Here is a 25,460-nt window from a genome sequence, read left to right on the forward strand (position 1 = left end):
GTGCTGACTCGTTCCTCAGGCGAGACGTCTGAGGAACGAGTCAGCACGCTCGATGCGTGTCCGGGGCACGACGTACCGTGCGGGGATGCGTCTGACGTTCTCGGCCCCGCTGTGGCAGTGGCAGGTGCGCACGGACTCGTGGTGGTTCGTCACCGTGCCGCCCGAGGAGTCCGACACGCTCGCCGAGCTGCCGCTGCCGCCGCGCGGGTTCGGGTCGATCAAGGTCACCGTGACCGTCGGCACGACGACGTGGTCGACGTCGGTGTTCCCCAGCGACGAGCAGCAGGGCTACGTGCTGCCGATGAAGAAGGCGGTGCGCGTGGCCGAGGGCCTCGAGCCCGGCGCGACGGTGCGCGTCACGCTCGAGCCCGTCGGCCTCTGAGCACGGGCGGTCAGCGGACGATCTCGTCCCGCCCGGCGAACCACGCCGCGACGCCCTGCACCAGGGACGCCACGACGAGGAGCACCAGCGGCGCCGTCCAGGAGCCGGTGGCGTCGTGGGCGACGCCGAGCCCGAGCGGACCGCAGGCGGCGAGCACGTAGCCCGCGCTCTGCGCCATGCCCGACAGCTCGGACGTGCGCGCCGCGTTCTCGGTGCGCAGGGCCATGAGGGTCAGCGCCAGGCTGATGCCGCCGCCCTGGCCGAGGCCGAGCAGCACCACCCACAGCACGGCGGCGCCCGGGGCGAGGAGGAGCCCCAGCAGGCCGGTCAGGATGAGCGCGACGATGACCACGCCGAGCGCGCGCTGCCGCCGCAGGCGACCCGCGAGCACGGGCGTGACGAACGAGCCCACGATGCCGAGCAGGTTGGTCAGCGCCAGCATCCACCCGCCCACCGCGATGCTCCGCCCGGAGGCGACGAAGATCTCCGGCAGCCACGCGTTCACCGCGTAGAACGACAGCGACTGCGTGCCCATGAGCACGGTGACCGCCCAGGCCAGCGGGCTGCGCCACACCGACCGCACGGCGTCGGCGGGCGTGGCGCCCGGCGGCCGCAGCGTGCCGACGGGGCCGGCCGAGCGGAGCGCGCGCGGCGCCCAGACGACCGCGCCGAGCACGGCGAGCAGCCCCCACGACCCGAGGGTGGCGCGCCAGTCCATGCCGGTGGCCGTCGCGATCGGCACGGTGAGGCCCGCGGCGAGCGCGGCGCCGCCGGACAGGGCCATCGAGTACAGCCCGGTCATGAGCCCGACCCGGTCGGCGAAGTCGCGCTTGATGAGGGCGGGCAGCAGCACGTTGCCGAGCCCGATCGCGGAGCCGACGGCGAGCGTGCCGACCAGCAGCGGCGCGATCCCGGGCACGAGCCGCAGGGCGAAGCCGAGGCACAGCAGCACGAGGCTGCCGAACAGCGCGCGCTCCAGGCCGACCCGGCGGGCCAGCCCGGGCGCCACGGGGGCGAGGATCCCGAAGCACAGGACGGGCAGCGTCGTGAGGACGCCGCCCGCGGTGGCGCTCAGCCCCTCCTCGGCGAGGATCTCGCCCAGCAGCGGTGAGACGGCGACCACGCCGGGGCGCAGGTTGAGCGCGGCGAGGACGATGGCGAGGACGGCCCCCGCCCCGAGCGGGCGACGCAGGCTCACGCGTCCACCTCCGTCGTCGTGCCGGACGTCGACCCCGTCGCGGCGCCGGCGGCCTGGTCGACGAGGTGGGCGCGGACGGCCGCCATCGTGGCCTCGACGGCGCGCTCCGCGGCGTCGGGGTCACCGGCGGCGACGGCGGCGACGACCTCGCGGTGGCCGGGCACGTCGCGGTGGTGGCGGCCGTGGGCGTCGGTGGCGAGGGTGCGGACGAGCACGTGGTCGATGCCGTCGTAGAGCTCGGCGAGCAGGGCGTTGCCGGCGGACCGCACCAGCTCGGCGTGGAACGCGACGTCGGCGGCCCGGAAGTCGTCCTCGCCGCCCTCGCGGGCGGCGGCCTCCTGGGCGGCCAGCGCGCCCCGCAGCGCGGCGAGGGCGCCGTCGTCGTGCCGGCCGGCGGCGGCGCGCGCGGCCCCGCGCTCGAGGACGGAGCGCACCTCGAGCACCTGCAGCGCGTCGGAGGTGCGTGCCCGGCGCCTGATGGCGGCGTCCAGGCCGCTGGCGGCGCGCACGTAGGTGCCGTCGCCGCGCCGCGGCTCGAGGATCCCCGCGTGCTCGAGGGCGCGCACGGCCTCGCGGACCGTGTTGCGGCCGACGCCGAGCCCGGCGACGAGCTCGGGCTCGGCGGGGATACGGGACCCGACGGGCCACTCCCCCCGCTCGACGAGGTCGGTCAGGTGCTCGACGACGAGCTCGGAGACCTTGCGGGGCGGGGAGATCGGCGACGTCATGGGCATGGCCGGGGGCTGGACGGACTCGGGCACCGAAAGACCCTAACATCCCATGTTTGCGATCCCGGGAGCCTCGACCGCGGCCGGCCTCCGGGCGCTACTGCGCCATCTTGACGAACTCGGTGACCGCCGTGGCGATCTGCTGCACCGCGATCGCCGCGAGCAGCAGGCCCGCGATCCGGGTCACCAGCGTGACTCCCGACTCCCGCAGCACCCGGTGGATGACGTTCGCGAACCGCATCGACAGGTACAGGCACACGTGCACCAGCACGATCGCCACCGCGATGGCGATCAGCTGCGGCACTCCGCCGGAGTCCGACACCCGGGTCTGCTGGACGAACACCATCGTGGCGACGATCGCGCCCGGCCCCGCCAGCAGCGGTGTGCCCAGCGGCACGAGCGCCACGTTGACGCCCTTGTTGCCCGACGGCGAGGGCTCCTCCATCTTGCCGGTGAGCAGCTCCATCGCGATGAGGAGCAGCAGCAGCCCGCCGGAGGCCTGGAGCGCCGGCAGCGTGATGCCCATGTAGTGCAGCACCTGCTGGCCGAACAGCGCGAAGACCACGATGACGCCGAACGCGACGAGGATCGCCTGACGCGCGGCGCGGTTGCGCTGCTTGGCCCCCATCGCCGACGTCAGCCCCAGGAACACGGGCACCGTGCCGGGCGGGTCCATGATGACGAACAGGGTGACGAACACCTCGGTGAACAGCGCGGTGTCGAGCACCGCGCTCACGGGCGGATCACGTCCAGCAGACCTCTTTCCTCGATCTGGGCGAGCACCTCGGGAGCGGTCGTGCGCTCCCCGATGCGGTTGAGCTTCCCGGTGCCGTGGTAGTCGCTGGAGCCCGTGACCAGCAGCCCCAGCTCCCCTGCCAGGCCGCGCAGCCGGTCGCGGGTGGCGGCGTCGTGGTCGCGGTGGTCCACCTCGAGCCCGGCGAGACCGACGGCGGCGAGCGCCGCGATCGTCTCCTCGCTCACGGTGCGACCGCGCGCCCCCGCGCCCGGGTGCGCCATCACGGGCACCCCGCCCGCACCCAGCACCGCGCGCACGGCGGCGTCGGTGTCCGGGGCGTAGTGCGGCACGTAGTACCGGGCGCCGGGGTGCAGCATCGTCGCGAACGCCTCGTCCCGCGACGCCACGACGCCCGCCGCGACCAGCGCGTCCGCGAGGTGCGGGCGGCCGACCGTCGCGTCGTCGCCCGTCTGCGCGACGACGTCGTCCCACGTCAGCGGGAAGTCCTCCGCGAGGCGCTCGGTCATGCGCCGGGCCCGCGTGAGGCGGTCGTCGCGGGTGCGGTCGCACTCGGCGCGCAGGACGGCGTCGTCGGGGTCGTGCAGGTAGGACAGCAGGTGCACGCTGATGCTGCCGCCCTCGGTCGTGACGCGCGTGGAGATCTCGGTGCCCCGCACCAGCGCGACCCCGGTCGTCGCGACGGCGCCGGAGGCCTCGGCCCAGCCCGCGGTCGTGTCGTGGTCGGTGAGGGCGACCACGTCCAGCCCGGCCCCGGCCGCCGCCTCGAGCACGCCGCGCGGGGAGTCCGTGCCGTCGGAGGCCCGCGAGTGCGTGTGGAGGTCGATCCGGGGCGGCGTCACGATCACCGATTCTAGGGAGCCCTGCGCGCCCGCACGCGCGAAACGGCGTCCCCGCGGTGCGACGTCGGACACTCCCGCCGACCGCGCCCGTGAAGATCTCGGCACAACCTCTCCACCTCGCCCGCCGCCGCCGACCCCGACACGCCCCGACCGGCAGGGCACCATCGTTCGCGATGAACCTCCCCAGCGCCGACGTCGCCCTGCCTCCCGCCCTGGCCTCCGCCCTGCCCTCCGAGCCCGGCACCGACCCCGCACCGCAGCGGGCCGGGATCGTCTTCGTGCACGGCATGCGCACGTCGTCGGCGATCTGGGAACGGCAGGTCGAGCACGTGCGCGACGCCGGGCACGACGCCGTCGCCGTCGACCTGCCCGCCCACGGCGCGCGCCACCGGGAGCGGTTCTCCATGCCGCGGGCGTTCGACGTGCTCGACGAGGCGGCCGGATCGTTCGGCGCCGGCCGGCCGATCGTCGTCGTGGGGCTGTCGCTCGGCGGGTACACCTCCCTCGCGTGGGCGGCGCACCACGCCGCCGCCGCCACCGCCACCCCTCTGTCCGGCGTCGTCGCCGCGGGCTGCAGCTCCGACCCCAAGGGCAAGCCCGTCGCCCTGTTCCGGGACGTCGCGCACCTCGCCGTCACCGGCACGACGGCGGTGCGCCGCGGGGCGCGCGACGCCGCCCGCGCCTGGCGCACCGCGCTCGCGGGCGGCCGGTCGCCCGCCGGCGGTCTCGAGGTCGCGGGCCTCCTGGGCGACGCCGCCCCGCGGCCCGGCTGGGACATCGTCACCGACGCGCTCACCCACCTCGCGGGCCGCTCGTCGGTGGCCAGCACGCGCGCCCTGCGCGTGCCCGTGTGGTTCGTCAACGGCGCGCGCGACCGGATGCGGCTCGAGGAGTCGCGGCACGTGGCGGCCGCCGAGCGAGGGGCGCTCGTCGTCGTCCCGGACGCCGGCCACGACGTCAACTCCGACGCCCCGGACGCCTTCAACCGCGTGCTCACGCGGGCGCTGCACGACTTCGCGCGCGCCTGACGAGCGCCGCCGCCGACGGCCGTCCCGGGCCCTCCCTGCGGGTGGGACACTGGGAAGCATGACCGACACCACCCCCGTCGACGAGACCGCGCCCGCCGCCCCTGCGAGCACCGAGGACCGCGGCAGCAACCGTTCCCAGCGCCCCGTCTCGGAGGCGTTCAAGTCGTTCATCACCTCGCAGTGGGGCGAGCGCGCCGACCTCGGCGTCGAGCCCGGCGAGGCCGTGCCGTACACGGCGGAGCGCCGCGCCAAGCTGTCGGCCCGCTTCCCGGGCGCCCGGCTCGTGGTGCCCGCCGGCCCGCTCAAGGTGCGCTCCAACGACACCGACTACCGGTTCCGCCCGCACTCCGCGTTCGCGCACCTCACCGGCCTGGGCACCGACCAGGAGCCCGACGCGGTGCTCGTGCTGCACCCCGTGGCCGACGGCGAGGGCGACCCGGACGGCAACGGCAACGGCACGCACCACCACGCGGTCCTGTACGTCCGTCCGCTCGCCGCGCGCGACACCGAGGAGTTCTACGCCGACTCGCGCTACGGCGAGTTCTGGGTGGGCGCGCGGCCGTCGCTCGACGACGTCACGACGCTCACCGGCGTCGAGGCCCGCCACGTCGACGAGCTGCGCGACGCGCTCGCCAAGGACGTCGGCGCGGACGGCGTGCGCGTGCTGGTCGTGACCGGCGCGGACGAGAACGTCGAGACGCTCGTCGAGGCCATCCGCGAGGAGGCGGGCGTCGAGGCGGAGGCGGACGACGAGTCCCTCGTCGAGGCGGCGTCCGAGATCCGCCTGGTGAAGGACGCCCTCGAGCTGGAGCACCTGCGCGAGGCCGTGGCCCGCACCATCGAGGGCTTCGAGCAGGTCGTTCCGGTGCTGCCGAAGGCCGTCGCGCACCGCCGCGGCGAGCGCGTCATCGAGACGACGTTCGACGCGCACGCCCGGCTCGAGGGCAACACCGTCGGCTACGAGACCATCGCCGCGGCCGGCGAGCACGCCACCACGCTGCACTGGATCACCAACGACGGCGTGGTCCGCTCCGGCGAGCTCGTGCTGCTGGACGCCGGCGTCGAGGTCGACTCCCTCTACACCGCGGACATCACGCGCACCCTGCCCGTCGACGGCGAGTTCACCGACGTGCAGCGCCGCATCTACACCGCCGTGCTCGACGCCGCCGACGCCGCGTTCGCCGTCGCCAAGCCGGGGACGAAGTTCCGGGAGATCCACGCCGCCGCGATGGAGGTCATCGCCGCCCGCCTCGAGGAGTGGGGACTGCTGCCCGACGGTGTCACCGCCGAGGTGTCCCTCTCCCCCGAGGGCCAGCAGCACCGCCGCTGGATGGTGCACGGCACCAGCCACCACCTCGGCCTGGACGTGCACGACTGCGCGCAGGCGCGCCGCGAGCTCTACCTGGACGGCGTGCTCGAGCCCGGCATGGTGTTCACCATCGAGCCCGGCCTGTACTTCAAGGCCGACGACCTCGCCGTGCCCGAGGAGTACCGCGGCATCGGCGCGCGGATCGAGGACGACGTCCTGGTCACCGCCGACGGCAACGAGAACCTGTCGGCCGCGCTCCCCCGCCGTCCCGAGGACGTCGAGGCCTGGATGGCCCGCCTGCGCGGCTGACCCCGCCCTGTCTGTTCGGCAACGGGTAGATCAGTTCGGTACGTGACCATGCCGAAGTGATCCACCCGTTGCCGAACTGAACCCGGACCCACCGACCTTGTCCACAGGCGGACGTCCGGACCTGGTCCGATCCGGCACCCTCGTCGACATGGTTCATGACGACCAGGTCGTCCTCGCCGGCGAGCTGCAGAGGCACGTGCTCGACCGGGCGAGGCAGGAGGGCGAGCTCGAACGGCTGCGCCGCGGCGCGTACCGCCTTCGCGAGGAGCCCCGGGACGAGCACCGGTCCCGCACGGCGCGACGACGCGCCGAGGCGGTCGCCCGGGCGGCCCACCGGCAGCTCGACGCCGATCACGTGTTCAGCCACGAGACGGCGGCGATGCTCCACGGCCTGCGTCTGTGGCGTCCGCCGGCCACCACGCACGTGGTCCAGGACTACCGACGGTCGGGGCGCGCCGCCGAGGACCTGCGGCGACACCTCATGGTCCTGCCGCCCGAGCAGCGCGAGGTCCGGGACGGGCTGCCGGTCACCACCCTGGCCCGCACCGTGGCGGACTGCGCACGCTCGATGCACCCGCTCGAAGCACTCGTCCTCGTGGACGACGCCCTGGCGCGAGGGCTCGACCCGGAGGAGTCTCGCGCCGTGATCGCCGTCGCGCGCCGGCGCAACGGCACCCGGCGGGCGGCGTGGGTGCTGGATCACGCAGACGGAGGCAGCGACTCCGCGTGGGAGACCTGGCTCCGGTATGTCGCGCTGCGCTCCGGGCTGCCTCGGCCGGTCACCCAGGCGCCGATCATCACGTCACGCGGCGTCTTCCACTGCGACCTCGGCTGGCCGGACTGGTCCGTGTACGCGGAGTTCGACGGCCTGGCCAAGTACCGCGACGGCGGTGTCCGGCCCGGCCACGACGCCGCGCGGGAACTGCTCCAGGAGAAGGCACGGTTCGACGCCATCCGCGCCACCGGTGTCAACCCGGTCCGGGTGACCGCGGTCGGGAACGCCCGACTGGGTGAGGTGGCGAACGCGCTGGCGGCGAGGTTCCCAGAAGCTCTGCGGCGGAAGCTCCGCACGCATCCGCTGTTGCCTCCGCCGCCCTGACTGACCTATCAGTTCGGCACTGGCTGGATCAGTTCGGCACGTCGAGGTACCGAACAGATCCACCCGGTGCCGAAGAGATCAGGGCCGGGGCGGGCGGTAGGGGTCGTCCTGCTCCGGCGACTTCGGCTCACCGCCTTCGGCACCCGACGGCTGCCCCTGCTGCTCCGGAGCGTGCGGCTCCGTCGGCGGGGCCGGGGGCTGCGGCGCCGGGGCCGGCTCCTCCGGTCGCATGGCGCCGTACCGCGGGGCGCCGCTGGGAGTGGTCCAGCGCGGGTCGGGCGTGCGCGGCGCGGCAGGGGCCGCGGTGGCGGCGGGGGCGCCGGCGGCGGGCGCGCCGACCGGCGGGGTCGTGGTCGTGGTCGCGGCGGTCGCACCGTGCCGGGCCTTGCCCAGCCCGCCGGGGGACTCCCGGAGCATGGACCGCGCCTCGCCGGCCTGCTCCGCCGCGCAGAGGATCGCGTAGGTCGACGCGACGATCTGCGACGACGACGTGAAGTCGCGGCGCCCGCCGGTCAGCGCGTACGAGAGCACGGAGAAGAGGAGCCCGAAGCCCGCACCGAGGCCGATGCCGACGAGCAGCACGCCGCCCATGCCGGTGCCGCCGAACAGGCTCAGCAGCAGGCCGACGAAGAAGCCGAACCACGCACCCGACAGGGCGCCCGCGAGCGCCACCCGGCCGTACGAGAGGCGCCCGGTGACCCGCTCGACCATGCGCAGGTCGGTGCCGACGATGGTCACGTGCTCGACGGCGAACTTGTGGTCCGACAGGTAGTCGACGGCCTGCTGGGCCTCGAGGTACGTGTCGTACGCGGCGACCTCGTCCCCCGCCGGGAGGGTCGGGACGCGGGGCACGGCGTTCGGGCGGCTGAAGCTCATTCGCCCAGTCTGGCCCAGTCGTGGCCCCTGCACCACCACACCGTCCTCGCCGCACGCCCGCTACCAGGACCGACGGGCCCGCCCCGCGTAGGCTGACCGACGTGAGCGCGGCAACCAGGGTCTTCGTGGCACGGCTCGCCGGCACCCAGGTCTTCGACCCGATCGGTGACGAGGTGGGGCGCGTGCGCGACGCCGTCGTGCTGATCCGCGCCAAGGGCGCGCCCCGCGCGGTGGGGCTGGTCGTCGAGGTCCCCGGACGCCGGCGCGTCTTCCTCCCGCTGACGCGGGTCACCGCGATCGACGCGGGCCAGGTGATCTCGACGGGCCTGCTCAACATGCGTCGGTTCGAGCAGCGGGCGATGGAGTCGCTGGTGCTGGGCGAGCTGCTGGACCGCACGGTCCGCTTCGCCGACGGCTCCGGCGAGGCCACGGTCGAGGACCTGTCGATCACGCGGCAGCGAACGGGCGACTGGTTGGTGGACCAGCTCTTCGTGCGCCGCAAGCAGCCCTCCCGCGGGCTGTCGCTGCGCCGGCGCGGGGAGACGCTCGTCGTGCCGGTCGACGCGGTCACGGGGCTCGCCGGTTCCACCCAGGAGCAGGGGGCCACGAAGCTGCTGGAGGCGTACGAGGACCTGCGCCCGGCGGACCTCGCGGACGTGCTGCACGAGCTCGGCGACACCCGGCGTCTCGAGGTGGCGAGCGCGCTCGACGACGAGCGCCTGGCCGACGTGCTCGAGGAGCTGCCGGAGGACGACCAAGTCGCCATCGTGTCCCGCCTGGACTCGGGACGAGCGGCCGACGTCCTCGAGGCCATGCAGCCCGACGACGCCGCCGACCTGCTCAACGAGCTGCCCGACGAGCAGGCGGCCCGCCTCCTGGAGCTCATGGAGCCGGAGGAGGCGAAGGACGTGCGTCGGCTGCTGTCCTACGACGAGGACACGGCGGGCGGGCTCATGACCACCGAGCCGGTGATCCTCGGCCCGGAGACGTCGATCGCGACCGCGCTGGCGCAGATCCGCAAGCAGGACCTGCCGCCGGCGCTGGCGTCGATGGTGTTCGTGGTGCGGCCGCCGCTGGAGACGCCCACGGGCCGGTTCCTCGGCGTCGCGCACTTCCAGCGGCTGCTGCGCGAGCCCCCGCACGCGTCCGTGGGGTCGGTGCTCGACACGGACACGGAGTGGCTGACGCCGGACGCCCCGGTGGGCCGGGTGACCCGCCTGCTGGCGGCCTACGACCTGCTCGCGCTGCCCGTCCTCGACACCGAGAAGCGGCTGCTGGGCGCGGTCTCCGTGGACGACGTGCTCGACCACATCCTCCCGGACGACTGGCGCGAGCACGTCGACGAGAACCTCCAGGAGGTGCCGCGTGGCTGACCGCCTGGACCAGCCGAAGGAGGCCCGGCGCACCCTCATCCCGCGGCCGCAGATGGACCAGGACGCGGTGGGCCGCGCCACGGAGGGCATCGCCCGCTTCCTGGGCACGCCGCGCTTCCTCATCTATCTGACGGTGTTCTGCGCGCTGTGGCTGGCGTGGAACTCCTGGGGCCCGGAGTCGCTGCGGTTCGACTCCGCGTCGAACGGCTTCACCGCCCTGACCCTCATGCTGTCGCTCCAGGCGAGCTACGCCGCGCCGCTCATCCTGCTCGCGCAGAACCGGCAGGACGACCGCGACCGCGTCACCGCCGAGCAGGACCGGCAGCGGGCGGAGCGCAACCTCGCCGACACGGAGTACCTGGCTCGCGAGATGGCGGCGCTGCGGATCGCGCTGGGCGAGGTCGCGACGCGCGACTTCGTCCGCTCGGAGATCCGGAACCTGCTCGAGGAGCTGGACGAGAAGGAGTCCGAGCGCAGCCGGGACGCCTCGTCCTGACGGGGCGGCGTCGCTCCCCGGGCTCCGCGCCCGTCACTGCATGGCGTCGACGGCGGCGGCGCGCAGCGCGTCCACGGCCCCGGCGTCGCCGGTGACGCGCAGCCCCCCGGACCCGCCGCGGCCCCACAGCCACAGGTCGAGGTCCGCGGCGGCGCCGGCGACGACGGCGTCAGGCTCGCCGTCGGGCGGGACCAGCCGCCCGGCGGGCACGTCGTACTCCCGGCCGGACTCCGGCCCGGTCCCTCGCACCCGCCCGAGCTCGACGTCCCAGCGGTGCGGCGCCTCGCCGTGGGCGTCCACGACGACGGCGACGGTGCCGCCGGCCGGGGTGAACGCCGTCCAGGCCGGGTGCCCGCCGAGCAGGACGTCGAGCACCTCGTCGACGCCGTCCGCCGCGACGTCGGGGTCGAGCGGCGTGACCCGGCCGCCGGCCGCCTGCTCGGCGTCGACGCGGTGGACGAGCGCCTCGTGCTGCTGGCGCCGTGCCACCCACCCGACCGTGTGGCCGTCCGGGTGCCAGGACCAGCACGGCTCGCGCGGGTCACGGCCCGCGAGCGCGGCGACGAGGTGCGCCGTGGCGTCGTGCACCAGTCCCACGAGGGCGGCGTCGTCCGTGGGCCGCTCGAGCGGGACGACGTCGGCGCCCGGCAGGCCGGCACCCGGCTCGCGGCCCACCACGGACGCCCAGAACGCCTGCACCGACGCGACGTGGAAGGCCAGGTCGCGGGCCGTCCAGCCCGGGCAGGCCGGCACCTCGGCGTCGGCGGGCGCGGCACGCACGGCCGCCACGAGCAGGGCCGAGTCTCGTGCCAGGGAGGCCAGGGCGTCCATGCACGTCAACGTAGCCCCGGGCACCTCGGACCGCGCGACGCCGTGCCGTCGCGCTGCCCGGTATCCTCCCGCTCGCGGGATTTGGTCGACCGCCGGAGGAGGCGACGGCGTGGCGCGGCAGGTGGTGCTGGTCAACGGGCTGCCCGGGGCGGGCAAGACGACGCTGGCGCGCCCGCTCGCCGCGCGCCTCGGTGCGCCGTGGCTGGGGAAGGACGCCGTCAAGGAGGCCCTGGCCGACGCCGTCGGGCCGGGCGCCCCGTCCCTGGTCGGGGCGCCCGCCGTCGGGGCGGCGGCCATGGAGGCGGTGTGGCGCCTGGCCGCGGCGGCGCTGCCGCGCGTCGTCGTCGAGTCGTGGTGGTTCCGGCCCCGCGACCTGGACCACGTGCTGCGCGGGCTCGCGACCGCGGGCGCGGACGCCGTCGTCGAGGTGTGGTGCGACGTACCGCCCGACGTCGCCCGCGCGCGCTACGAGGCCCGCACGGGCCGCCACCCCGTGCACGCCGACCGTCGCGACCTGACCGCCGAGTGGGCGGCCTGGTCCGCCGCGGCCGCGCCGCTCGCCCTCGGCCCGGTGGTGCGGCAGGACACGACCCTCCCGGTCGACGTCGGTGCGCTGGCCCTCCGGGTGACGACGGCGCTGTCGGGCCGTGACCCACGACGCACCGGCGTCACCGCCCGCCGCACCTAGGATCGAGGCATGACCTCCGGCTCCCCCGACGGCTCCGCACCGCTGACCGACCGCGTCCGCACCGCCCTGACGTCGGTGGTCGACCCGGAGATCCGCCGGCCCATCACGGACCTGGGCATGGTGCGCTCGGTGGACGTGCACGACGGCGGCCACGTGACCGTGGGGGTGGACCTCACGGTGGCCGGCTGCCCCATGAAGGGCACCCTGGTGCGCGACGTCACCGCCGCCGTCGAGGCGCTCGACGGCGTGACGGGCGTGGACGTGCAGCTCGGCGTCATGACCCCGGAGCAGCGCCAGTCGCTGCGCTCGCAGCTGCGCGGCGGTGCGGGCGACCCGGTGATCCCCTTCGCCCAGCCCGGCTCCCTGACCAAGGTGTACGCGGTCGCGTCCGGCAAGGGCGGCGTGGGCAAGTCGAGCGTCACGGCGAACCTCGCCGCCGCGATGGCGGCCGACGGGCTGAGCGTCGGCGTCGTGGACGCGGACATCTACGGCTTCTCCATCCCCCGCATGCTGGGCGTCGACCGCCAGCCCACCCGCGTCGACTCGATGCTGCTGCCCCCGATCGAGCACGGCGTGAAGGTCGTGTCGATCGGCATGTTCGTGCCCGCGGGGCAGCCGGTGGTGTGGCGCGGGCCGATGCTGCACCGCGCGCTGGAGCAGTTCCTCGCGGACGTGTTCTGGGGCGACCTCGACGTGCTGCTGCTCGACCTGCCGCCCGGCACCGGCGACATCGCGATCTCGGTGGCGCAGCTGCTGCCCGGCAGCGAGATCGTCGTCGTGACGACGCCGCAGGCCGCCGCGGCGGAGGTCGCGGAGCGTGCCGGCTCGATCGCCACGCAGACGTCGCAGGGCGTCGTCGGCGTGGTGGAGAACATGTCGTGGCTGGAGCAGCCGGACGGGTCGCGGCTCGAGGTGTTCGGGTCCGGCGGCGGGCAGCGCGTCGCGGACCGGCTGGGCGCCACGCTGGGCACGCCGGTGCCGCTGCTGGGGCAGGTGCCGCTCGACGTCGCGGTGCGCGCCGCGGGCGACGACGGCACGCCGGTGGTGCTCAGCGACCCGGACTCCGCCGGGGCGCGCGTGCTGCGCGACGTCGCCCGCTCCCTGGCCGGCCGCTCGCGCGGCCTCGCGGGCATGCGGCTGAACCTCAGCCCCGTCCAGGGCTGACCCGCGATACCCTCCCCCGGGCGCCGCGCCGGCGCCCGCACCTGCCGTCCCGCCCGCGAAGGAGCTGTCCCGCCATGAGCACGCCCGAGTGGCTCGAGTCCTGGTCCGACGACGAGGGGGCGCGCCGCGTCCGCGACCTGTTCGCTCGGGTCTTCGCCGACGGCGGTGCACCCGACGGCGTCTGGTCCGCCCCCGGCCGGGTCAACCTCATCGGGGAGCACACCGACTACAACGGCGGCCTCGCGCTGCCGACCGCGCTGCCGCACCGCACGTTCGTCGCACTGCGGCACCGGGACGACGACGTCGTGCGCCTCGGGTCCGCGCAGGCGCCGGGCGAGGTCTGGTCGGCGCGACTGGCCGACGTCGCGCCGGGCGCGGTGACGGGCTGGGGCGCGTACGTCGCGGGCGTCGCGTGGGCGCTCGCGCAGGACGGGCACGACGTGCGCGGCTTCGACGCCGTCGTCGACTCGTGCGTGCCGTTCGGCGCGGGGCTGTCGTCCTCGGCCGCGCTGGAGTGCGCCGTCGCCGTGGCCCTCGACGAGACGGGCGGCCTCGGGCTCGCGGGGGACGACGCCGGCCGCGCGGCCCTCGTCACGGCCTGCGTGCGCGCGGAGAACGAGATCGCCGGCGCCCCGACGGGCGGCATGGACCAGGCCGCGTCGCTGCGCGCCACCGCGGGTCACGCGCTGCTCGTCGACTCGCGGCCCGGGCTGTCCCCGCTGGAGTCCGGCACGCCGGTGCCGTTCGACCTGGCGGCCGCCGGCCTCACGCTGCTCGTCGTCGACACCCGGGCGGAGCACGCCCTCGTCGACGGCCAGTACGCCGAGCGGCGCGCCACGTGCGAGCGCGCGGCGGGCCTCCTCGGCGTGGAGACGCTGCGCGAGGTGGACCCGGCCCGCCTGGACGAGACGCTCGCCGCGCTCGCGCCGCAGGACCCGGACGGCGTGCTGCGCCGCCGCGTGCAGCACGTGGTCACGGAGATCGCGCGCACGGCGCAGTTCCGCGACCTGGTCGCGGCAGGCCGGACGGACGAGGTCGGCCCGCTGATGGTCGCGTCCCACGCCTCGCTGCGGGACGACTACGAGGTCTCGGCCCGCGAGCTGGACCTGGTCGTCGACGCCGCGCTGGCCGCGGGCGCGCTGGGCGCCCGCATGACCGGCGGCGGGTTCGGCGGCTCGGCGATCGCGCTCGTGCGGGCCGACGAGGTCGAGCAGGTCGCCGACGGCGTCGACAAGGCGTTCGCGGACGCCGGGCTGCGGGCCCCGGGCTTCCTCCTCGCCCCGCCGTCCGCCCCGGCGGGCCGGACCGCCTGACCGGGCTGCCCGACCGCGACCTGCGACGTCTCCTCCCGGATGCCGGTGACGCGGGCACCTGCCTACGGTGCGAGGGCCCGGCGGCAGCAGCGCCGCCGGCCCGATCGTTCGAGGAGGAGCGATGGCAGCACGCACCACGATGCGCCGCGTCGGAGCGGCGGCGCTCACGGCGATGGTCGCCGCGGGGACGGCAGTCGGCGCGACGGCCGGCGGCGACGACGACCGCGGGTACGGCGGGCACGACACACGACACGACGCACGGCATGACAGGGACCGGGCACGGAACGTCATCGTGCTCCAGGGCGACGGCATGGGCCTGGCGGCCCGGGAGCTGATCCGCCTCGCGACCGTGGGCAAGGACGGCCACCTCGTGATGGACACCCTGGACGAGGCCGGCTGGACCGCGACGGACTCCGCCGACCCCGAGGAGGCCGTGACCGACTCCGCCGCCGGTGCGACGGCGTTCGCCACGGGCGTCCGGACGTTCAACGGGGCCGTCGGCGTCGACGCCGACGGCAACCCCGTCCCCACCCTGCTCGAGGACGCGAAGCGCGCCGGCAAGGCCACCGGCCTCGTCTCGACGGCGCAGGTCACCGACGCGAGCCCGGCCGCGTTCGGCGCGCACGTCACCGACCGGTACGACCAGAGCGAGATCGCGCGGCAGTACCTGGAGGAGTCCCGGCCCGACGTCCTGCTGGGCGGGGGCGAGGACTTCTGGTACCCGGAGGGCGAGCCCGGCGCCTGGCCCGACAATCCCCCGGAGGACCCGGAGGAGCAGAGCAAGGGCACCGAGGGCAACCTCGTCGAGCGCGCCCAGGAGCTCGGGTACACGTACGTGAGCGACGCCGAGGGGCTCGCGGACGCCGACGGCCGGAGGCTGCTCGGGCTGTTCGCGAACGAGGAGATGTTCCAGCAGGCGAACGAGGGCGAGGGGGACGTCTACGCCCCCGAGGTGCCGCTGGTCGACATGGCCGCCAAGGCCCTCGAGGTGCTGCAGCGCGACCGCGACGGCTTCTTCCTCTTCCTCGAGGAGGAGGCGATCGACGAGTTCGCGCACCAGAGCAACGCGACGCGCACCGTCGAGGCCGGCCGGTCGCTCGACGAGACCGTCGCCCTCGCCCTCGACTTCCAGAAGAAGCACCGGGACACGCTGGTGCTCGTCGTCGGCGACCACGCCACGGGCGGGCTCGCGATCGAGAACGTCGACCCGGAGGACGAGTCGGGCGAGGGCGCGACGGCGGAGGACGGCCCCTTCCCGGTCCCGGGAACCGACCTCGAGTTCACCGTCGACTGGACCACCGGCGGGCACACGGGCGAGGCCACCCCGATCACCGCGCAGGGGCCCGGCGCCGAGCGGCTGTCCGGGCCGCAGCTCAACACCGACGTGCACGACGCCGTCCAGCGGGCGATGTTCCCGCGCGGCCAGCGCTGACCTGCAGCACCGACCGCGGCGAGCATGATTCTGGCCCTGTTCTGGTGGCAGAACAGGGCCAGGATCGTGCTCGCCGCGCCACGGCGGGCGGCGGGCTACAGGTCGTAGGTCGCGACGACGGCGGCGTGGTCGGACCAGCGCTCCTCGTAGGTGGGGGCGCGGTCGACCTCGACCTTGACGGCGCGCGACGCGAGCGCGGCGTTGGCGAGCTGGTAGTCGATGCGCCAGCCACGGTCGTTGACGTACGACTGCCCGCGCCAGGACCACCAGGTGTAGGGGCCGGGGCCCTCGCCCCCGTGCGCGCGGCCGAGGTCGGCCCAGCCGAGCTCGTCCAGCCAGCGGTCCACGTAGGCCCGCTCCTGCGGCAGGAAGCCGGCGCTCTTGAGGTTGCCCTTCCAGTTCGCGATGTCCTCGTTCCGGTGGGCGACGTTGAGGTCTCCCGCCACGACGGCGGGGTGCTCGGCAGCGGCGAGCTCGGCCAGGCGCGCGGTGACCTTCTCGAGGTGGGCGTACTTGGCCGCCATGGTGTGCTCCTGGCCCGGAGCGTTGGAGCCGGAGTGGAGGTACGCGGAGACGACGGTGAGCAGGCCGCCGCCCGGCAGCTCGACGTCGGCCTCGACCCAGCGGCCGGTGTCCACGGGCGGCTCGGGCTCGCCGTCCGGGCCGTGGGCGGCGAGGCCCGTCCGGACGGCGCGCAGCGGCAGGCGCGACGCGACGGCCACGCCCGCGCGTCCCTTGAGGTCGCTGGGCAGGTGGGCGACGTGCCAGCCCTCGAGGTACTCGTGGACCAGCTCGTCGGGGGCCCGCACCTCCTGCAGCAGCAGCACGTCGGGGGTGCGGGCGGCGATCCAGGCGTCCATGTTGCGGCGGAAGGCGGCACGGATGCCGTTGACGTTGGCGGTGGCGACGGTCAGCACGCCAGACATCCCACCACAGGACGCCGACACCCCACGGCCGCGCCGGCGTCGGGTGCGTCACTCCCCGCGGTAGGCGGCCTCCAGCCCGGCGACGTCGATCTTGCCCATCTTCAGCATCGCGTTCATGGTGCGCAGGTTCGCCTCCGTCGTGTAGTCGCCGGACAGCTCCTCGAGCTGCTTCGGGATCACCTGCCACGAGATGCCGAACTTGTCCTTGCACCAGCCGCAGGGCCCGGGCTCGCCGCCGTCCGACGTGAGCACCTCCCAGTACCGGTCCACCTCGTCCTGCGAGTCCACCCGCAGGTAGAAGCTGAACGCCTCGTTCAGCCGGAACTCCGGGCCGGCGTTCAGGCCCGTCACAGGAAGCCCCGCTACCGTGAACTCGACGACGAACGGTTCGCCGGCCTCCGCCCCCGGCACCCCCTCGGGCGACGTGAGCACCGACTCCACCGCCGACCCCGGGATGTGCTCGGCGTAGAAGGCCGCCGCCTCGTGCGCGCGGTTGTTCCCGAACCACAGGTGCGTGCGTGCGGTCACCATGGCCGCTCCCTCCTGACGGGCACCGTCCCTCACGGCCGGTGCGTGCACCCTTCCGACCGCCGGACGGACCGTCACTCATCGGTGCGAGCGCGCCGCACCCGCACCCCGCTCGACGAAGGTAGAGAGATGCCGCTTCCCGTCAGCCCCGAGATCCTGGTCGTGCTGGGCACCCGCCCGGAGGCGATCAAGCTGTTCCCGCTGATCCAGCGCCTGCAGGACCATCCGCGCCTGCGCCCGGTCGTCGTGACGACCGGGCAGCACCGGGAGCTCGTGGACTACGTGCTGCAGGAGGCCGGGTGCGAGGTCGCCGGCGACCTCGGCGTCGGCCGGCCGGGGCTGACGCTGAACCAGCTCTCGTCGTCGGTGATCGCCGGGCTGGACGAGTTCGTCTCCGGCCGGTACGGCCCTCCGCCCGAGCGGATCAGCGGGCGCGTCCGCGAGGACCACTACCCCGCGGCGTGCATCGTGCACGGCGACACCTCCAGCGCCGCGGCGGCCGCGGTCGCCGCCTTCCACCTGCGCATCCCCGTGCTCCACGTCGAGGCCGGCCTGCGCACGGGGACCACGCTCTCGCCGTTCCCCGAGGAGCTCAACCGCCAGCTCGTCGCACGCATCGCCTCCTTCCACGCGGCGCCCACCCGGAGCAACGTGCAGAACCTCGTGCGCGAGGGCGTCGACATCGGCCGCACGTACGTCACCGGCAACACCGGCATCGACGCGCTGCGGTGGGCCGCCGCGCGCGAGGTGCCGTACGGACGGCCCGAGCTGGCCTGGCTGGAGGACGACGGGCGCTCGCGCGTCGTCACGGTCACCGCCCATCGGCGGGAGAACTGGGGCGGCGGCATCGCGAGCATCGCGCGGGCGGTGCACCGGCTGGCCGACGCCCACCCGGACGTCCGGTTCGTGGTGCCCGTGCACCCGAACCCCCGGGTCGCGCAGGCCGTGCGCGACGAGCTGGGCGCCGTCGACGCCGTGACCCTCACGGCGCCCATGGAGTACCACACCTTCGCCCGTCTGCTGGCGCGGTCGGCCCTGGTGATCACCGACTCCGGCGGGATCCAGGAGGAGGCGCCCGCGCTCGGCGTCCCCGTGCTCGTCGCCCGCACCACCACGGAGCGCACCGAGGGCGTCGAGGCGGGCACCCTCGAGCTGGTGGGCACCGACGCCGACACGATCGTCGCCGCCGCCACCCGCGTGCTCACCGACCCCGCCGCCCACGCCGCGTTCTCCCGGCAGCCCAACCCGTACGGGGACGGGCACGCCGCGGAGCGCATCGTCGACGCCATGGAGCACCTGGTCTTCGCCTCCCCCGTGCCGCAGACGTCGGGGCCCGGCTTCGTGCGCGCCCAGGTGCTGGAGTGGGCGGGCTTCCACCGCACCGACGCCGTCGACGGGCCGGAGTACGTGCGCGAGCCCACGCCGGTGGACCGCGTGCCGGCGGACCTCGAGGGCGTGGTCATCGCCCCGCGGTCGACGGTCGCCCCCTACGGTGCCCCGGCCGACGGGGCGGCCGGGTGAGCGGCGCCGCAGCGGCGGCGACGGTCGCCGCGACCGCCCCCTGGTGGGACCCCTACCGCGGCATGCCGGTGGGCGTGCAGGTGCTCATGTGGTTCCTGCTCGCCCTCACGCTCGTCACCGTCGGGGTGATCGTGTGGCTCGTGGTGCGCGCGTGGTTCGAGCGCCGCCGGCAGCGCCGCGCCGTCGAGCGGGCGCGGGAGGACGAGTACCTGTGGGTCTTCGTGGTCCCCGCGCTGAACGAGGAGGTGACGATCGCCGACAGCGTCAGCCGCCTCGTCGCCGTGCAGGCCACGCACAAGGCGATCGTCGTCGTCGACGACGGTTCCGACGACGGCACCCCCGAGGTGCTCGCCCGGCTGCGCGCCGAGGTGCCCGAGCTGAAGGTGCTGCGCCGCGAGCTGCCGAACGCCCGCGTGGGCAAGTCCGCCGGCCTCGACGACGCGTGGGAGTTCGTCCACGACCAGGTCCTCACCGGCCGGTACGCCGGCTGGCCGACGACGCGCGTCGTCGTCGGGGTCGTCGACGCCGACGGGCGCATCCCGGCCGACGCGCCGCGCGCGCTGGCCGGGGCGTTCACGGACGAGCGGGTGGGCGGCGTGCAGGCGCTGGTGCGCATCTACAACCGCCGGCACTACCTCACCTGGGGCCAGGACGTGGAGTTCGGGGTGATGGCGTACGTGTACCAGCTCGGGCGCTCCGCCTGGGGGACGGCGAACATGGGCGGCAACGGGCAGTACGTGCGCCTCGCCGCTCTGGACGACGTCGTCGTCACGGAGAACCTGCCGCCCGGCGTCGAGCGGGGCCCGTGGCGCGACCGCCTCACCGAGGACCAGGACATCGGGGTGCGCCTGATCCGCGCCGGCTGGCTCGGCCGGCAGACCGTGCTGACGAGCGTGGACCAGCAGGGCGTGACCCGCCTGCGCCGCCTGTTCACGCAGCGCGTCCGCTGGGCGCAGGGCAACTGGCAGGCCTTCTCGCTGCTGCGCGGGGCGCTGCGCGCGCCCGTGTCGCTGGGCGCGCGGCTCGACCACGTCGCGTACCTGCTCATGCCCCTGCTGCAGCTCCTCATGGGGCTCGGCCTGGTGCTCTCGCTGGCGTTCTGGCTGTTCGGCGGCATCCCGTTCGTCTCCGGCTGGTGGCCGTCGCTCGTGTTCTTCGCGACGCTCACGCTGGTGCCGAGCTTCCTCACGCTGCTCATGACGACCGAGCCCGGGCGGCACCCGTTCCTGCGGGCGGTGTTCGGGCTCGTCCCGTACATGCTCTACACCTGGCTGCTGTGGCCGGTCGTCACCGTGGCGTTGGTCCGCGAGCTGGCCGGGCGGCGCAGCTGGACCAAGACGGACCGCGAGCCGCTCGACGCCAACCTTCCCGACGAGGCCGAGCAGCACCCCGCGCCGACGACCTGACGGTCACGACGCCGCGAGGCGCGCCTTCTCCTTCTCGACGTCGAACGTGGCTGCGGGCCACTGCGGGTCGATGTCCTCGAGCGCGTCCAGGAGGAGTGCCTGGACCGCCAGGCGGGCGTACCACTTGGCGTTCGCGGGGACGACGTACCAGGGCGCGTGGTCGGTGGAGGTGCGCTCGAAGACGGTCTGGAACGCGTCCATGTACCGGGGCCACTCCAGGCGCTCGTCGACGTCGCCCGGGTTGTACTTCCAGTGCTTGTCGGGGCGATCCAGCCGCTCGCCGAGCCGCGCCTTCTGCTCCTCGGGCGAGATGTGCAGCATGACCTTGACGATCCGCGTGCCCCGCGCGACCAGCTCGGACTCGAACGCGTTGATCGCGCCGTACCGCCGCTCGATCTCGTCCGGCGACGCGAGCTCGCGCACCTTCCCGATGAGCACGTCCTCGTAGTGCGAGCGGTCGAAGACCCCGATGTAGCCGGCCTCGGGGACCTCCTTCTCGACGCGCCACAGGAAGTCGTGGGCCAGCTCCTGCGGCGTCGGCTTCTTGAACGCCACGAGGTGCACGCCCTGCGGGTCGGTGGCGCCGATGACGTGCCGCACGATGCCACCCTTGCCCGCGGAGTCCATCGCCTGGAGCACCAGCAGCACGGCCGGCGCGGACGGGTCCTCGCGGCTCTGCGCGTACAGGCGTTCCTGCAGCTCGTCGAGCTCCTGCTCGCCGGCGAGCAGGTCGGCGGCGCCGTCCTTCTTCTTCCCGTCGTACCCGGGCTTGGAGTCCGGGTCGACGTCCGCGAGCCGGAACCCCGGCCCCACCTTCAGGAGCTCGCCCGGCTCGCCCGACCACCCACGCTGGCTTCTCGCGACCATGCGCACATCATGGCGGACGCGACCGGGCCCGTCGCCCCCAAGGGGACGACGGGCCCGGTCGACGCTCGCGAGGTGCGGGGCGGGGCTACGGCCGCGCGGCGCGCTCCGCGGCTTCCACCGCGTTGCGGAACAGCATGGCGATCGTGGTGGGGCCCACGCCGCCGACGCGGGGCGTGATCGCCCCGGCGACCTCGGCGCACGACTCGTCCACGTCCGGCAGCAGCTTGCGGCCCTCGTACCGGACCCCGCCACCGACCACCGTGACGCCCGGCGTCAGGTGCTCGGGCTGCAGGATGCCCGGGACGCCGGCGGCCGCGATCACGATGTCGGCCCGCCTGGTGTACTCCGGCCAGTCCGGCACCCCGGTGTGGACCACGGTGACGGCCGCGTTCGCCGTCGGGCGCTTCTGCGAGAGCAGCAGGGCCAGGGGCCGCCCGAGCGTCGTGCCGCGGCCGAGGATGCAGACCTCACGACCGGCGACCGGGATCTCGTAGTGCGCCAGCAGCGTCTCGATCCCCGCCGGCGTCGCCGGCACCGGGCCGGGCATCCCGAGCGCGAGGCGCCCCATGTTCACGGGGTGCAGGCCGTCGACGTCCTTGTCCGGGTCCAGCGCGAGCATGGCCGCGTCGAAGTCGATCTGCGGGGGCGTCGGGTTCTGGATGAGGACGGAGTCGACGTCGTCGGCGTCGTTCATCTCCCGCACCGCCGCCAGGACGTCCGCCTGGGTGGCGTCCTGCGGCAGGTGGATGTGCGGCGAGGTGAACCCGAGCTCGGTCGCCTTGTCCATCTTCATCCGGATGTACCCGGCGCTCGCCGAGTCGTCCCCGACGAGGATCGTGCCGAGGCCGGGGCGGTGCCCCGCGGCGACCAGCGCGTCGATCCGCGGGGCGAGGTCCGCGAAGACCGCGTCCGCGACCGGCCTGCCCGGCAGCAGGCGGGCCGTCACTGCTGCAGCCCGGGGTAGAGCGGGAAGTCCGCCGTCAGCTTCGCGACGCGGGCCGCGAGGCCGTCGACGTCGGCCGCCGCGCCGTCGCGCAGGGCGACCGCGATGATGTCCGCGACCTCGGTGAACTCGGCGTCGCCGAACCCGCGGGTGGCGAGCGCCGGCGTGCCGATGCGCAGGCCGGAGGTGACGCGCGGCGGGCGCGGGTCGAACGGCACGGCGTTGCGGTTCACGGTGATGCCGGCGTCGTGCAGGAGGTCCTCGGCCTGCTGGCCGTCGAGCGACGAGTGGCGCAGGTCGACCAGCACGAGGTGCACGTCGGTGCCGCCGGTGAGGACGGAGACGCCCTGCTCCGCGACGTCCGCCTGCGACAGGCGCTCGGCGATGATCTGGGCACCGCGCAGCGTGCGCTCCTGGCGGTCCTTGAACTCGTCGGTGCCCGCGACCTTGAAGGCGACGGCCTTGGCCGCGATCACGTGCATGAGCGGGCCGCCCTGCTGGCCCGGGAACACGGCCGAGTTGATCTTCTTGGCGTGCTCCTCCTTGCTGAGGATGAAGCCGGAGCGGGGGCCGCCGATGGTCTTGTGCACCGTGGAGGACACGACGTCGGCGTGCGGCACCGGGCTCGGGTGCAGACCCGCGGCGACGAGGCCCGCGAAGTGCGCCATGTCGACCCACAGCTTGGCGCCGACCTCGTCCGCGACCTCGCGGAAAGCGGCGAAGTCGAGGTGGCGCGGGTACGCCGACCAGCCGGCGATGATGACGTCGGGGCGGTGCTCGAGGGCGCGCTTGCGCACCTCGTCCATCTCGATCCGGTACGACTGCGGGTCCACGCCGTAGGCGCCGACGTCGTAGAGCTTGCCGGAGAAGTTGATCTTCATGCCGTGCGTGAGGTGGCCGCCGTGGGCCAGCTCGAGGCCGAGGATCTTGTCGCCCGCGTTGATGAGGGCGTGCAGCACGGCCGCGTTGGCCTGCGCGCCGGAGTGCGGCTGCACGTTGGCGGCCTCGGCGCCGAACAGGTCCTTGGCGCGGGCGATCGCGAGGTTCTCCGCGATGTCGACCTGCTCGCAGCCGCCGTAGTAGCGGCGGCCCGGGTAGCCCTCGGCGTACTTGTTCGTGAGGACGCTGCCCTGCGCCTGCAGGACGGCGCGCGGCACGAAGTTCTCGCTCGCGATCATCTCGAGGGTGTCGCGCTGACGGGTCAGCTCGCCCTCGAGGACGGCGGCGATCTCGGGGTCGAGCTCGGCGAGGGGCGCGTTGAACGTGGGGTCGGGAGTGCTCATCTGGCGTTCTCCAGCTGTGTCGGACGGACGTGTCGGACGACGACCGGGCCCAGGCGAACGACCCGTCGTCTGCACAGCGCGTCGCTCCCCGGTGGTGATCCACCTGTACGCCAGTCGCGACCCTCGCGATCCTAGCAGCGCGCCCTCCGCCCCGGTCGAGACCTGCACGCCGCGCGCCCCGAACGGCCGGCGAGGCACCCGGGCGCCCGCGAGGTAGCTGCAGTCACCGCGAGGTAGCTCGAACCTCGGCGAGGTAGTTCAGGTCACCGCGAGGTAGTTCGGATCACCGCGAGGTAGTCCTGGAGCCGACGAGGTAGTGGTCGATCTGCCGACAGACGTCTCCGATGACACCCCCGTCCGAGCTACCTCGCGGGAGCTCGCACTACCTCGCGGCCGATCGAACTACCTCGCGGTGACCCGAACTACCTCGCGGGATCGCGGACTACCTCGCGGGATCGCGGACTACCTGGTGGGAGCTCGCGCTACCTCGCCGGGGCTCGGACGACATCGCCCTGGGCTCGACGATCGTCGGCGCTCCTTGATCCGCCGCGACTTCTTCATCGTTGCAGGGCCGTGACCTGGGCCACTTGACCGCGCCCGTGAGGCCGTGCCAGATTGGGCGCCGTCGATGGCTCTTCATCGATGTAAACCGCATCGGGGCGACGTCGCGCCGGAGCGGACCGGATCTCCCCGAGAGGACCCCGTGATGAGGAAGTCACGCCTGATCGCCGGCATCGCCGCCGCGCTGGTGGCCACCAGCACCCTCGCCGCCTGCGGCTCCGGCGGCGGGAGCGGCGCCGACGACGGCACGCTCACGTTCATGTTCCGCGGCGGCGACGACGAGAAGAAGGCCTACCAGGAGGCCATCGACCGCTTCACCGAGGACACCGGCGTGAAGGTCAAGATGATCGTCACCTCGGCCGACCAGTACGCCCAGAAGCTCCAGGCGGCCGTCGCGGGCAACAAGGTGCCCGACGTCTTCTACATCGAGCAGGCCAGCCTGCAGTCCTACGTCGGCTCGGGCGTCCTCATGGACATCACGGACCAGGTCGCCGAGCAGGGGGTGGACCTCGACAACATCTGGCCGTACGGCGTCGACTCCTACCGTTTCGACGGCACGACCCAGGGCACCTCCGAGGGCCAGCTGTACGGCCTGCCCAAGGACATCGGCCCGTTCGCGTTCGGCTACAACGCCGACCTGCTGAAGGAGGCCGGCGTCGAGCGACCGGACCCCGACGAGCCCCTCACCTGGGACGAGTGGCTCGAGATCTGCAAGAAGCTCACCCAGGACACGGACGGCGACGGCGAGACCGACCAGTGGGGCACCGGCCTCAACGTGCAGTGGAACTCGCAGTCCTTCGTCTGGAGCAACGGCGGCGACTGGACCAACGAGGACCACACGCAGGTCACCGTCGACACCCCCGAGTTCGCCGAGGCCATCCAGTTCATCGCCGACCTCACCGAGGAGGGCGTCACCCCGAACCCCGAGCAGGCGCAGACCCTCGACACCTACCAGCGCTTCATGGCCGGGGAGATCGGCTTCTTCCCCGTCGGCCCGTGGGACATGAGCGTCTACAACGACCTGGACTTCGAGTACGACCTCATGCCCTGGCCCGTCGGCAAGACCGGCGAGACGGCCACCTGGGTCGGCTCGCTCGGCATCGGCGTCTCCGCCACGACCGCCCTGCCCGAGGACGCCGTGAAGCTGGCGACCTATCTGTCCACGGACGAGACGGCGCAGCAGACCCTCGTCGACGCCAGCATCCAGATCCCGAACCGGATCGACACGGCGCAGGAGTGGGCCGGCGAGGTCGAGAAGGACGACTCGCTGAAGCCGAAGAACCGCCAGGAGTTCCTCGACATCGCCGAGGACTACGGGCGCGAGATGCCCGCGTCGTTCACCTACGGCGCCGAGTGGTACGACGAGCTCTGGGTCGGCATCCAGCCCGTGCTCGACGGCAAGCAGCAGGCGGCCGACTACCTCGCCGAGGTGCAGCCGCGCATGCAGGAGCTGCTCGACCAGTCGAACGCCCAGGCGGAGCAGGCCGCGGCGGCGGGCTCCGCGCCCTGATCCGGCCCCTCCCCTGACCTCGCGGGGGGGGGGCGCCCCCCCCCCCCCCCCCCCCCCCCCCCCCCCCCCCCCCCCCCCCCCCCCCCCCCCCGT

At 74.4% G+C, this 25,460-nt stretch carries 24 protein-coding genes and 1 riboswitch; of the genes, 13 read left to right on the top strand and 11 right to left on the bottom strand.

All coding sequences use genetic code 11. From position 1 onward, the window contains the following. Positions 1 to 85 precede the first annotated feature (85 nt). Positions 86 to 382 carry a DUF1905 domain-containing protein gene (locus ACFQ8Y_RS21055; RefSeq protein ID WP_430549545.1) on the top strand — a complete coding sequence of 99 codons (297 nt, stop codon included), beginning with the start codon at positions 86 to 88 and terminating at the stop codon, positions 380 to 382. 10 nt (positions 383 to 392) lie between these two features. Here the strand turns inward: ACFQ8Y_RS21055 and ACFQ8Y_RS21060 are convergent, their stop codons facing one another. From ACFQ8Y_RS21060 to ACFQ8Y_RS21075, 4 genes are all read right to left on the bottom strand, one after another. Beyond that, on the bottom strand, positions 393 to 1,580 hold the full coding sequence (locus ACFQ8Y_RS21060) for a CynX/NimT family MFS transporter (protein WP_430586651.1): 1,188 nt from the start codon (positions 1,578 to 1,580) through the stop codon (positions 393 to 395). Then, positions 1,577 to 2,341, bottom strand: coding sequence for a FadR/GntR family transcriptional regulator (locus tag ACFQ8Y_RS21065; protein ID WP_430586652.1), 765 nt, complete (start codon positions 2,339 to 2,341; stop codon positions 1,577 to 1,579). The genes ACFQ8Y_RS21060 and ACFQ8Y_RS21065 overlap by 4 nt, the downstream gene beginning before the upstream one ends. Before the next feature lie 64 nt (positions 2,342 to 2,405). Then, entirely contained in the window at positions 2,406 to 3,044 is a 639-nt protein-coding gene (locus ACFQ8Y_RS21070) for a MarC family protein (RefSeq protein WP_430586653.1), read from the bottom strand. Then, positions 3,041 to 3,904 (bottom strand): PHP domain-containing protein, encoded by an 864-nt coding sequence (locus tag ACFQ8Y_RS21075; protein WP_430586654.1) that lies wholly within the window; start codon positions 3,902 to 3,904, stop codon positions 3,041 to 3,043. The genes ACFQ8Y_RS21070 and ACFQ8Y_RS21075 overlap by 4 nt, the downstream gene beginning before the upstream one ends. A gap of 173 nt (positions 3,905 to 4,077) precedes the next feature. Here ACFQ8Y_RS21075 and ACFQ8Y_RS21080 point away from each other — a divergent pair, with 173 nt between their 5' ends. From ACFQ8Y_RS21080 to ACFQ8Y_RS21090, 3 genes are all read left to right on the top strand, one after another. Next, positions 4,078 to 4,932: an alpha/beta fold hydrolase gene (locus tag ACFQ8Y_RS21080; protein WP_430586655.1), complete on the top strand. Its 855-nt coding sequence runs from the start codon at positions 4,078 to 4,080 to the stop codon at positions 4,930 to 4,932. A 58-nt stretch (positions 4,933 to 4,990) separates the two neighbouring features. Continuing rightward, entirely contained in the window at positions 4,991 to 6,550 is a 1,560-nt protein-coding gene (locus tag ACFQ8Y_RS21085; protein ID WP_430564192.1) for an aminopeptidase P family protein, read from the top strand. A 148-nt stretch (positions 6,551 to 6,698) separates the two neighbouring features. Further along, positions 6,699 to 7,649 (top strand): hypothetical protein, encoded by a 951-nt coding sequence (locus tag ACFQ8Y_RS21090; RefSeq protein ID WP_430586656.1) that lies wholly within the window; start codon positions 6,699 to 6,701, stop codon positions 7,647 to 7,649. A gap of 78 nt (positions 7,650 to 7,727) precedes the next feature. Here ACFQ8Y_RS21090 and ACFQ8Y_RS21095 read toward each other — a convergent pair whose 3' ends face one another. Then, positions 7,728 to 8,525: a general stress protein gene (locus ACFQ8Y_RS21095; RefSeq protein WP_430586657.1), complete on the bottom strand. Its 798-nt coding sequence runs from the start codon at positions 8,523 to 8,525 to the stop codon at positions 7,728 to 7,730. Positions 8,526 to 8,626: 101 nt separating this feature from the next. Between ACFQ8Y_RS21095 and ACFQ8Y_RS21100 the strand changes: the two genes are divergently transcribed. Then, on the top strand, positions 8,627 to 9,898 hold the full coding sequence (locus tag ACFQ8Y_RS21100; protein WP_430586658.1) for a magnesium transporter MgtE N-terminal domain-containing protein: 1,272 nt from the start codon (positions 8,627 to 8,629) through the stop codon (positions 9,896 to 9,898). Then, complete coding sequence (locus ACFQ8Y_RS21105) at positions 9,891 to 10,394, top strand: DUF1003 domain-containing protein (protein WP_430549535.1); 504 nt, start codon at positions 9,891 to 9,893, stop codon at positions 10,392 to 10,394. Before ACFQ8Y_RS21100 ends, ACFQ8Y_RS21105 begins: the two co-directional genes overlap by 8 nt. Before the next feature lie 33 nt (positions 10,395 to 10,427). On the opposite strand, the gene ACFQ8Y_RS21110 is transcribed toward ACFQ8Y_RS21105, so the two are convergent. After that, on the bottom strand, positions 10,428 to 11,225 hold the full coding sequence (locus ACFQ8Y_RS21110) for a maleylpyruvate isomerase N-terminal domain-containing protein (protein WP_430586659.1): 798 nt from the start codon (positions 11,223 to 11,225) through the stop codon (positions 10,428 to 10,430). A 109-nt stretch (positions 11,226 to 11,334) separates the two neighbouring features. Between ACFQ8Y_RS21110 and ACFQ8Y_RS21115 the strand changes: the two genes are divergently transcribed. The 4 genes from ACFQ8Y_RS21115 (at position 11,335) to ACFQ8Y_RS21130 (ending at position 15,822) form a co-directional block, all read left to right on the top strand. Further along, the gene (locus ACFQ8Y_RS21115) at positions 11,335 to 11,913 is read left to right on the top strand and encodes an AAA family ATPase (protein WP_430586660.1); all 579 of its coding nucleotides are present in this window, start codon (positions 11,335 to 11,337) and stop codon (positions 11,911 to 11,913) included. A 9-nt stretch (positions 11,914 to 11,922) separates the two neighbouring features. Continuing rightward, positions 11,923 to 13,077 carry a P-loop NTPase gene (locus ACFQ8Y_RS21120; protein ID WP_430549532.1) on the top strand — a complete coding sequence of 385 codons (1,155 nt, stop codon included), beginning with the start codon at positions 11,923 to 11,925 and terminating at the stop codon, positions 13,075 to 13,077. A gap of 74 nt (positions 13,078 to 13,151) precedes the next feature. After that, complete coding sequence (gene galK, locus ACFQ8Y_RS21125) at positions 13,152 to 14,390, top strand: galactokinase (RefSeq protein ID WP_430586661.1); 1,239 nt, start codon at positions 13,152 to 13,154, stop codon at positions 14,388 to 14,390. Positions 14,391 to 14,511: 121 nt separating this feature from the next. After that, positions 14,512 to 15,822 (top strand): alkaline phosphatase, encoded by a 1,311-nt coding sequence (locus ACFQ8Y_RS21130; RefSeq protein ID WP_430586662.1) that lies wholly within the window; start codon positions 14,512 to 14,514, stop codon positions 15,820 to 15,822. Positions 15,823 to 15,917: 95 nt separating this feature from the next. Here ACFQ8Y_RS21130 and ACFQ8Y_RS21135 read toward each other — a convergent pair whose 3' ends face one another. Next, the gene (locus ACFQ8Y_RS21135; protein WP_430549529.1) at positions 15,918 to 16,739 is read right to left on the bottom strand and encodes an exodeoxyribonuclease III; all 822 of its coding nucleotides are present in this window, start codon (positions 16,737 to 16,739) and stop codon (positions 15,918 to 15,920) included. A 57-nt stretch (positions 16,740 to 16,796) separates the two neighbouring features. Continuing rightward, a complete protein-coding gene (locus ACFQ8Y_RS21140) occupies positions 16,797 to 17,279 on the bottom strand; it encodes a VOC family protein (protein ID WP_430586663.1) in 483 nt (160 codons plus the stop codon). Between the two features lie 126 nt (positions 17,280 to 17,405). On the opposite strand from ACFQ8Y_RS21140, the gene wecB reads away from it, so the two are divergent. Together wecB and ACFQ8Y_RS21150 are read left to right on the top strand one after the other, a co-directional pair. After that, a complete protein-coding gene (wecB, locus tag ACFQ8Y_RS21145) occupies positions 17,406 to 18,797 on the top strand; it encodes a non-hydrolyzing UDP-N-acetylglucosamine 2-epimerase (RefSeq protein ID WP_430586664.1) in 1,392 nt (463 codons plus the stop codon). Further along, complete coding sequence (locus ACFQ8Y_RS21150; RefSeq protein ID WP_430586665.1) at positions 18,794 to 20,203, top strand: glycosyltransferase family 2 protein; 1,410 nt, start codon at positions 18,794 to 18,796, stop codon at positions 20,201 to 20,203. The genes wecB and ACFQ8Y_RS21150 overlap by 4 nt, the downstream gene beginning before the upstream one ends. 3 nt (positions 20,204 to 20,206) lie before the next feature. Here the strand turns inward: ACFQ8Y_RS21150 and ACFQ8Y_RS21155 are convergent, their stop codons facing one another. From ACFQ8Y_RS21155 to glyA, 3 genes are all read right to left on the bottom strand, one after another. After that, positions 20,207 to 21,070 (bottom strand): polyphosphate kinase 2 family protein, encoded by an 864-nt coding sequence (locus ACFQ8Y_RS21155; protein WP_430549525.1) that lies wholly within the window; start codon positions 21,068 to 21,070, stop codon positions 20,207 to 20,209. A gap of 85 nt (positions 21,071 to 21,155) precedes the next feature. Continuing rightward, complete coding sequence (locus tag ACFQ8Y_RS21160) at positions 21,156 to 22,016, bottom strand: bifunctional 5,10-methylenetetrahydrofolate dehydrogenase/5,10-methenyltetrahydrofolate cyclohydrolase (protein ID WP_430586666.1); 861 nt, start codon at positions 22,014 to 22,016, stop codon at positions 21,156 to 21,158. Then, positions 22,013 to 23,296 carry a serine hydroxymethyltransferase gene (gene glyA, locus ACFQ8Y_RS21165; RefSeq protein ID WP_430549523.1) on the bottom strand — a complete coding sequence of 428 codons (1,284 nt, stop codon included), beginning with the start codon at positions 23,294 to 23,296 and terminating at the stop codon, positions 22,013 to 22,015. Before glyA ends, ACFQ8Y_RS21160 begins: the two co-directional genes overlap by 4 nt. A 40-nt stretch (positions 23,297 to 23,336) precedes the next feature. Continuing rightward, a riboswitch (ZMP/ZTP riboswitch) is annotated at positions 23,337 to 23,424 on the bottom strand. 578 nt (positions 23,425 to 24,002) lie between these two features. Between glyA and ACFQ8Y_RS21170 the strand changes: the two genes are divergently transcribed. Further along, complete coding sequence (locus ACFQ8Y_RS21170) at positions 24,003 to 25,367, top strand: ABC transporter substrate-binding protein (RefSeq protein ID WP_430549522.1); 1,365 nt, start codon at positions 24,003 to 24,005, stop codon at positions 25,365 to 25,367. The last annotated feature ends 93 nt before the right edge of the window (positions 25,368 to 25,460 follow it).

Source organism: Isoptericola sp. NPDC056605 (assembly GCF_042792795.1).
Taxonomy (GTDB): domain Bacteria; phylum Actinomycetota; class Actinomycetes; order Actinomycetales; family Cellulomonadaceae; genus Isoptericola.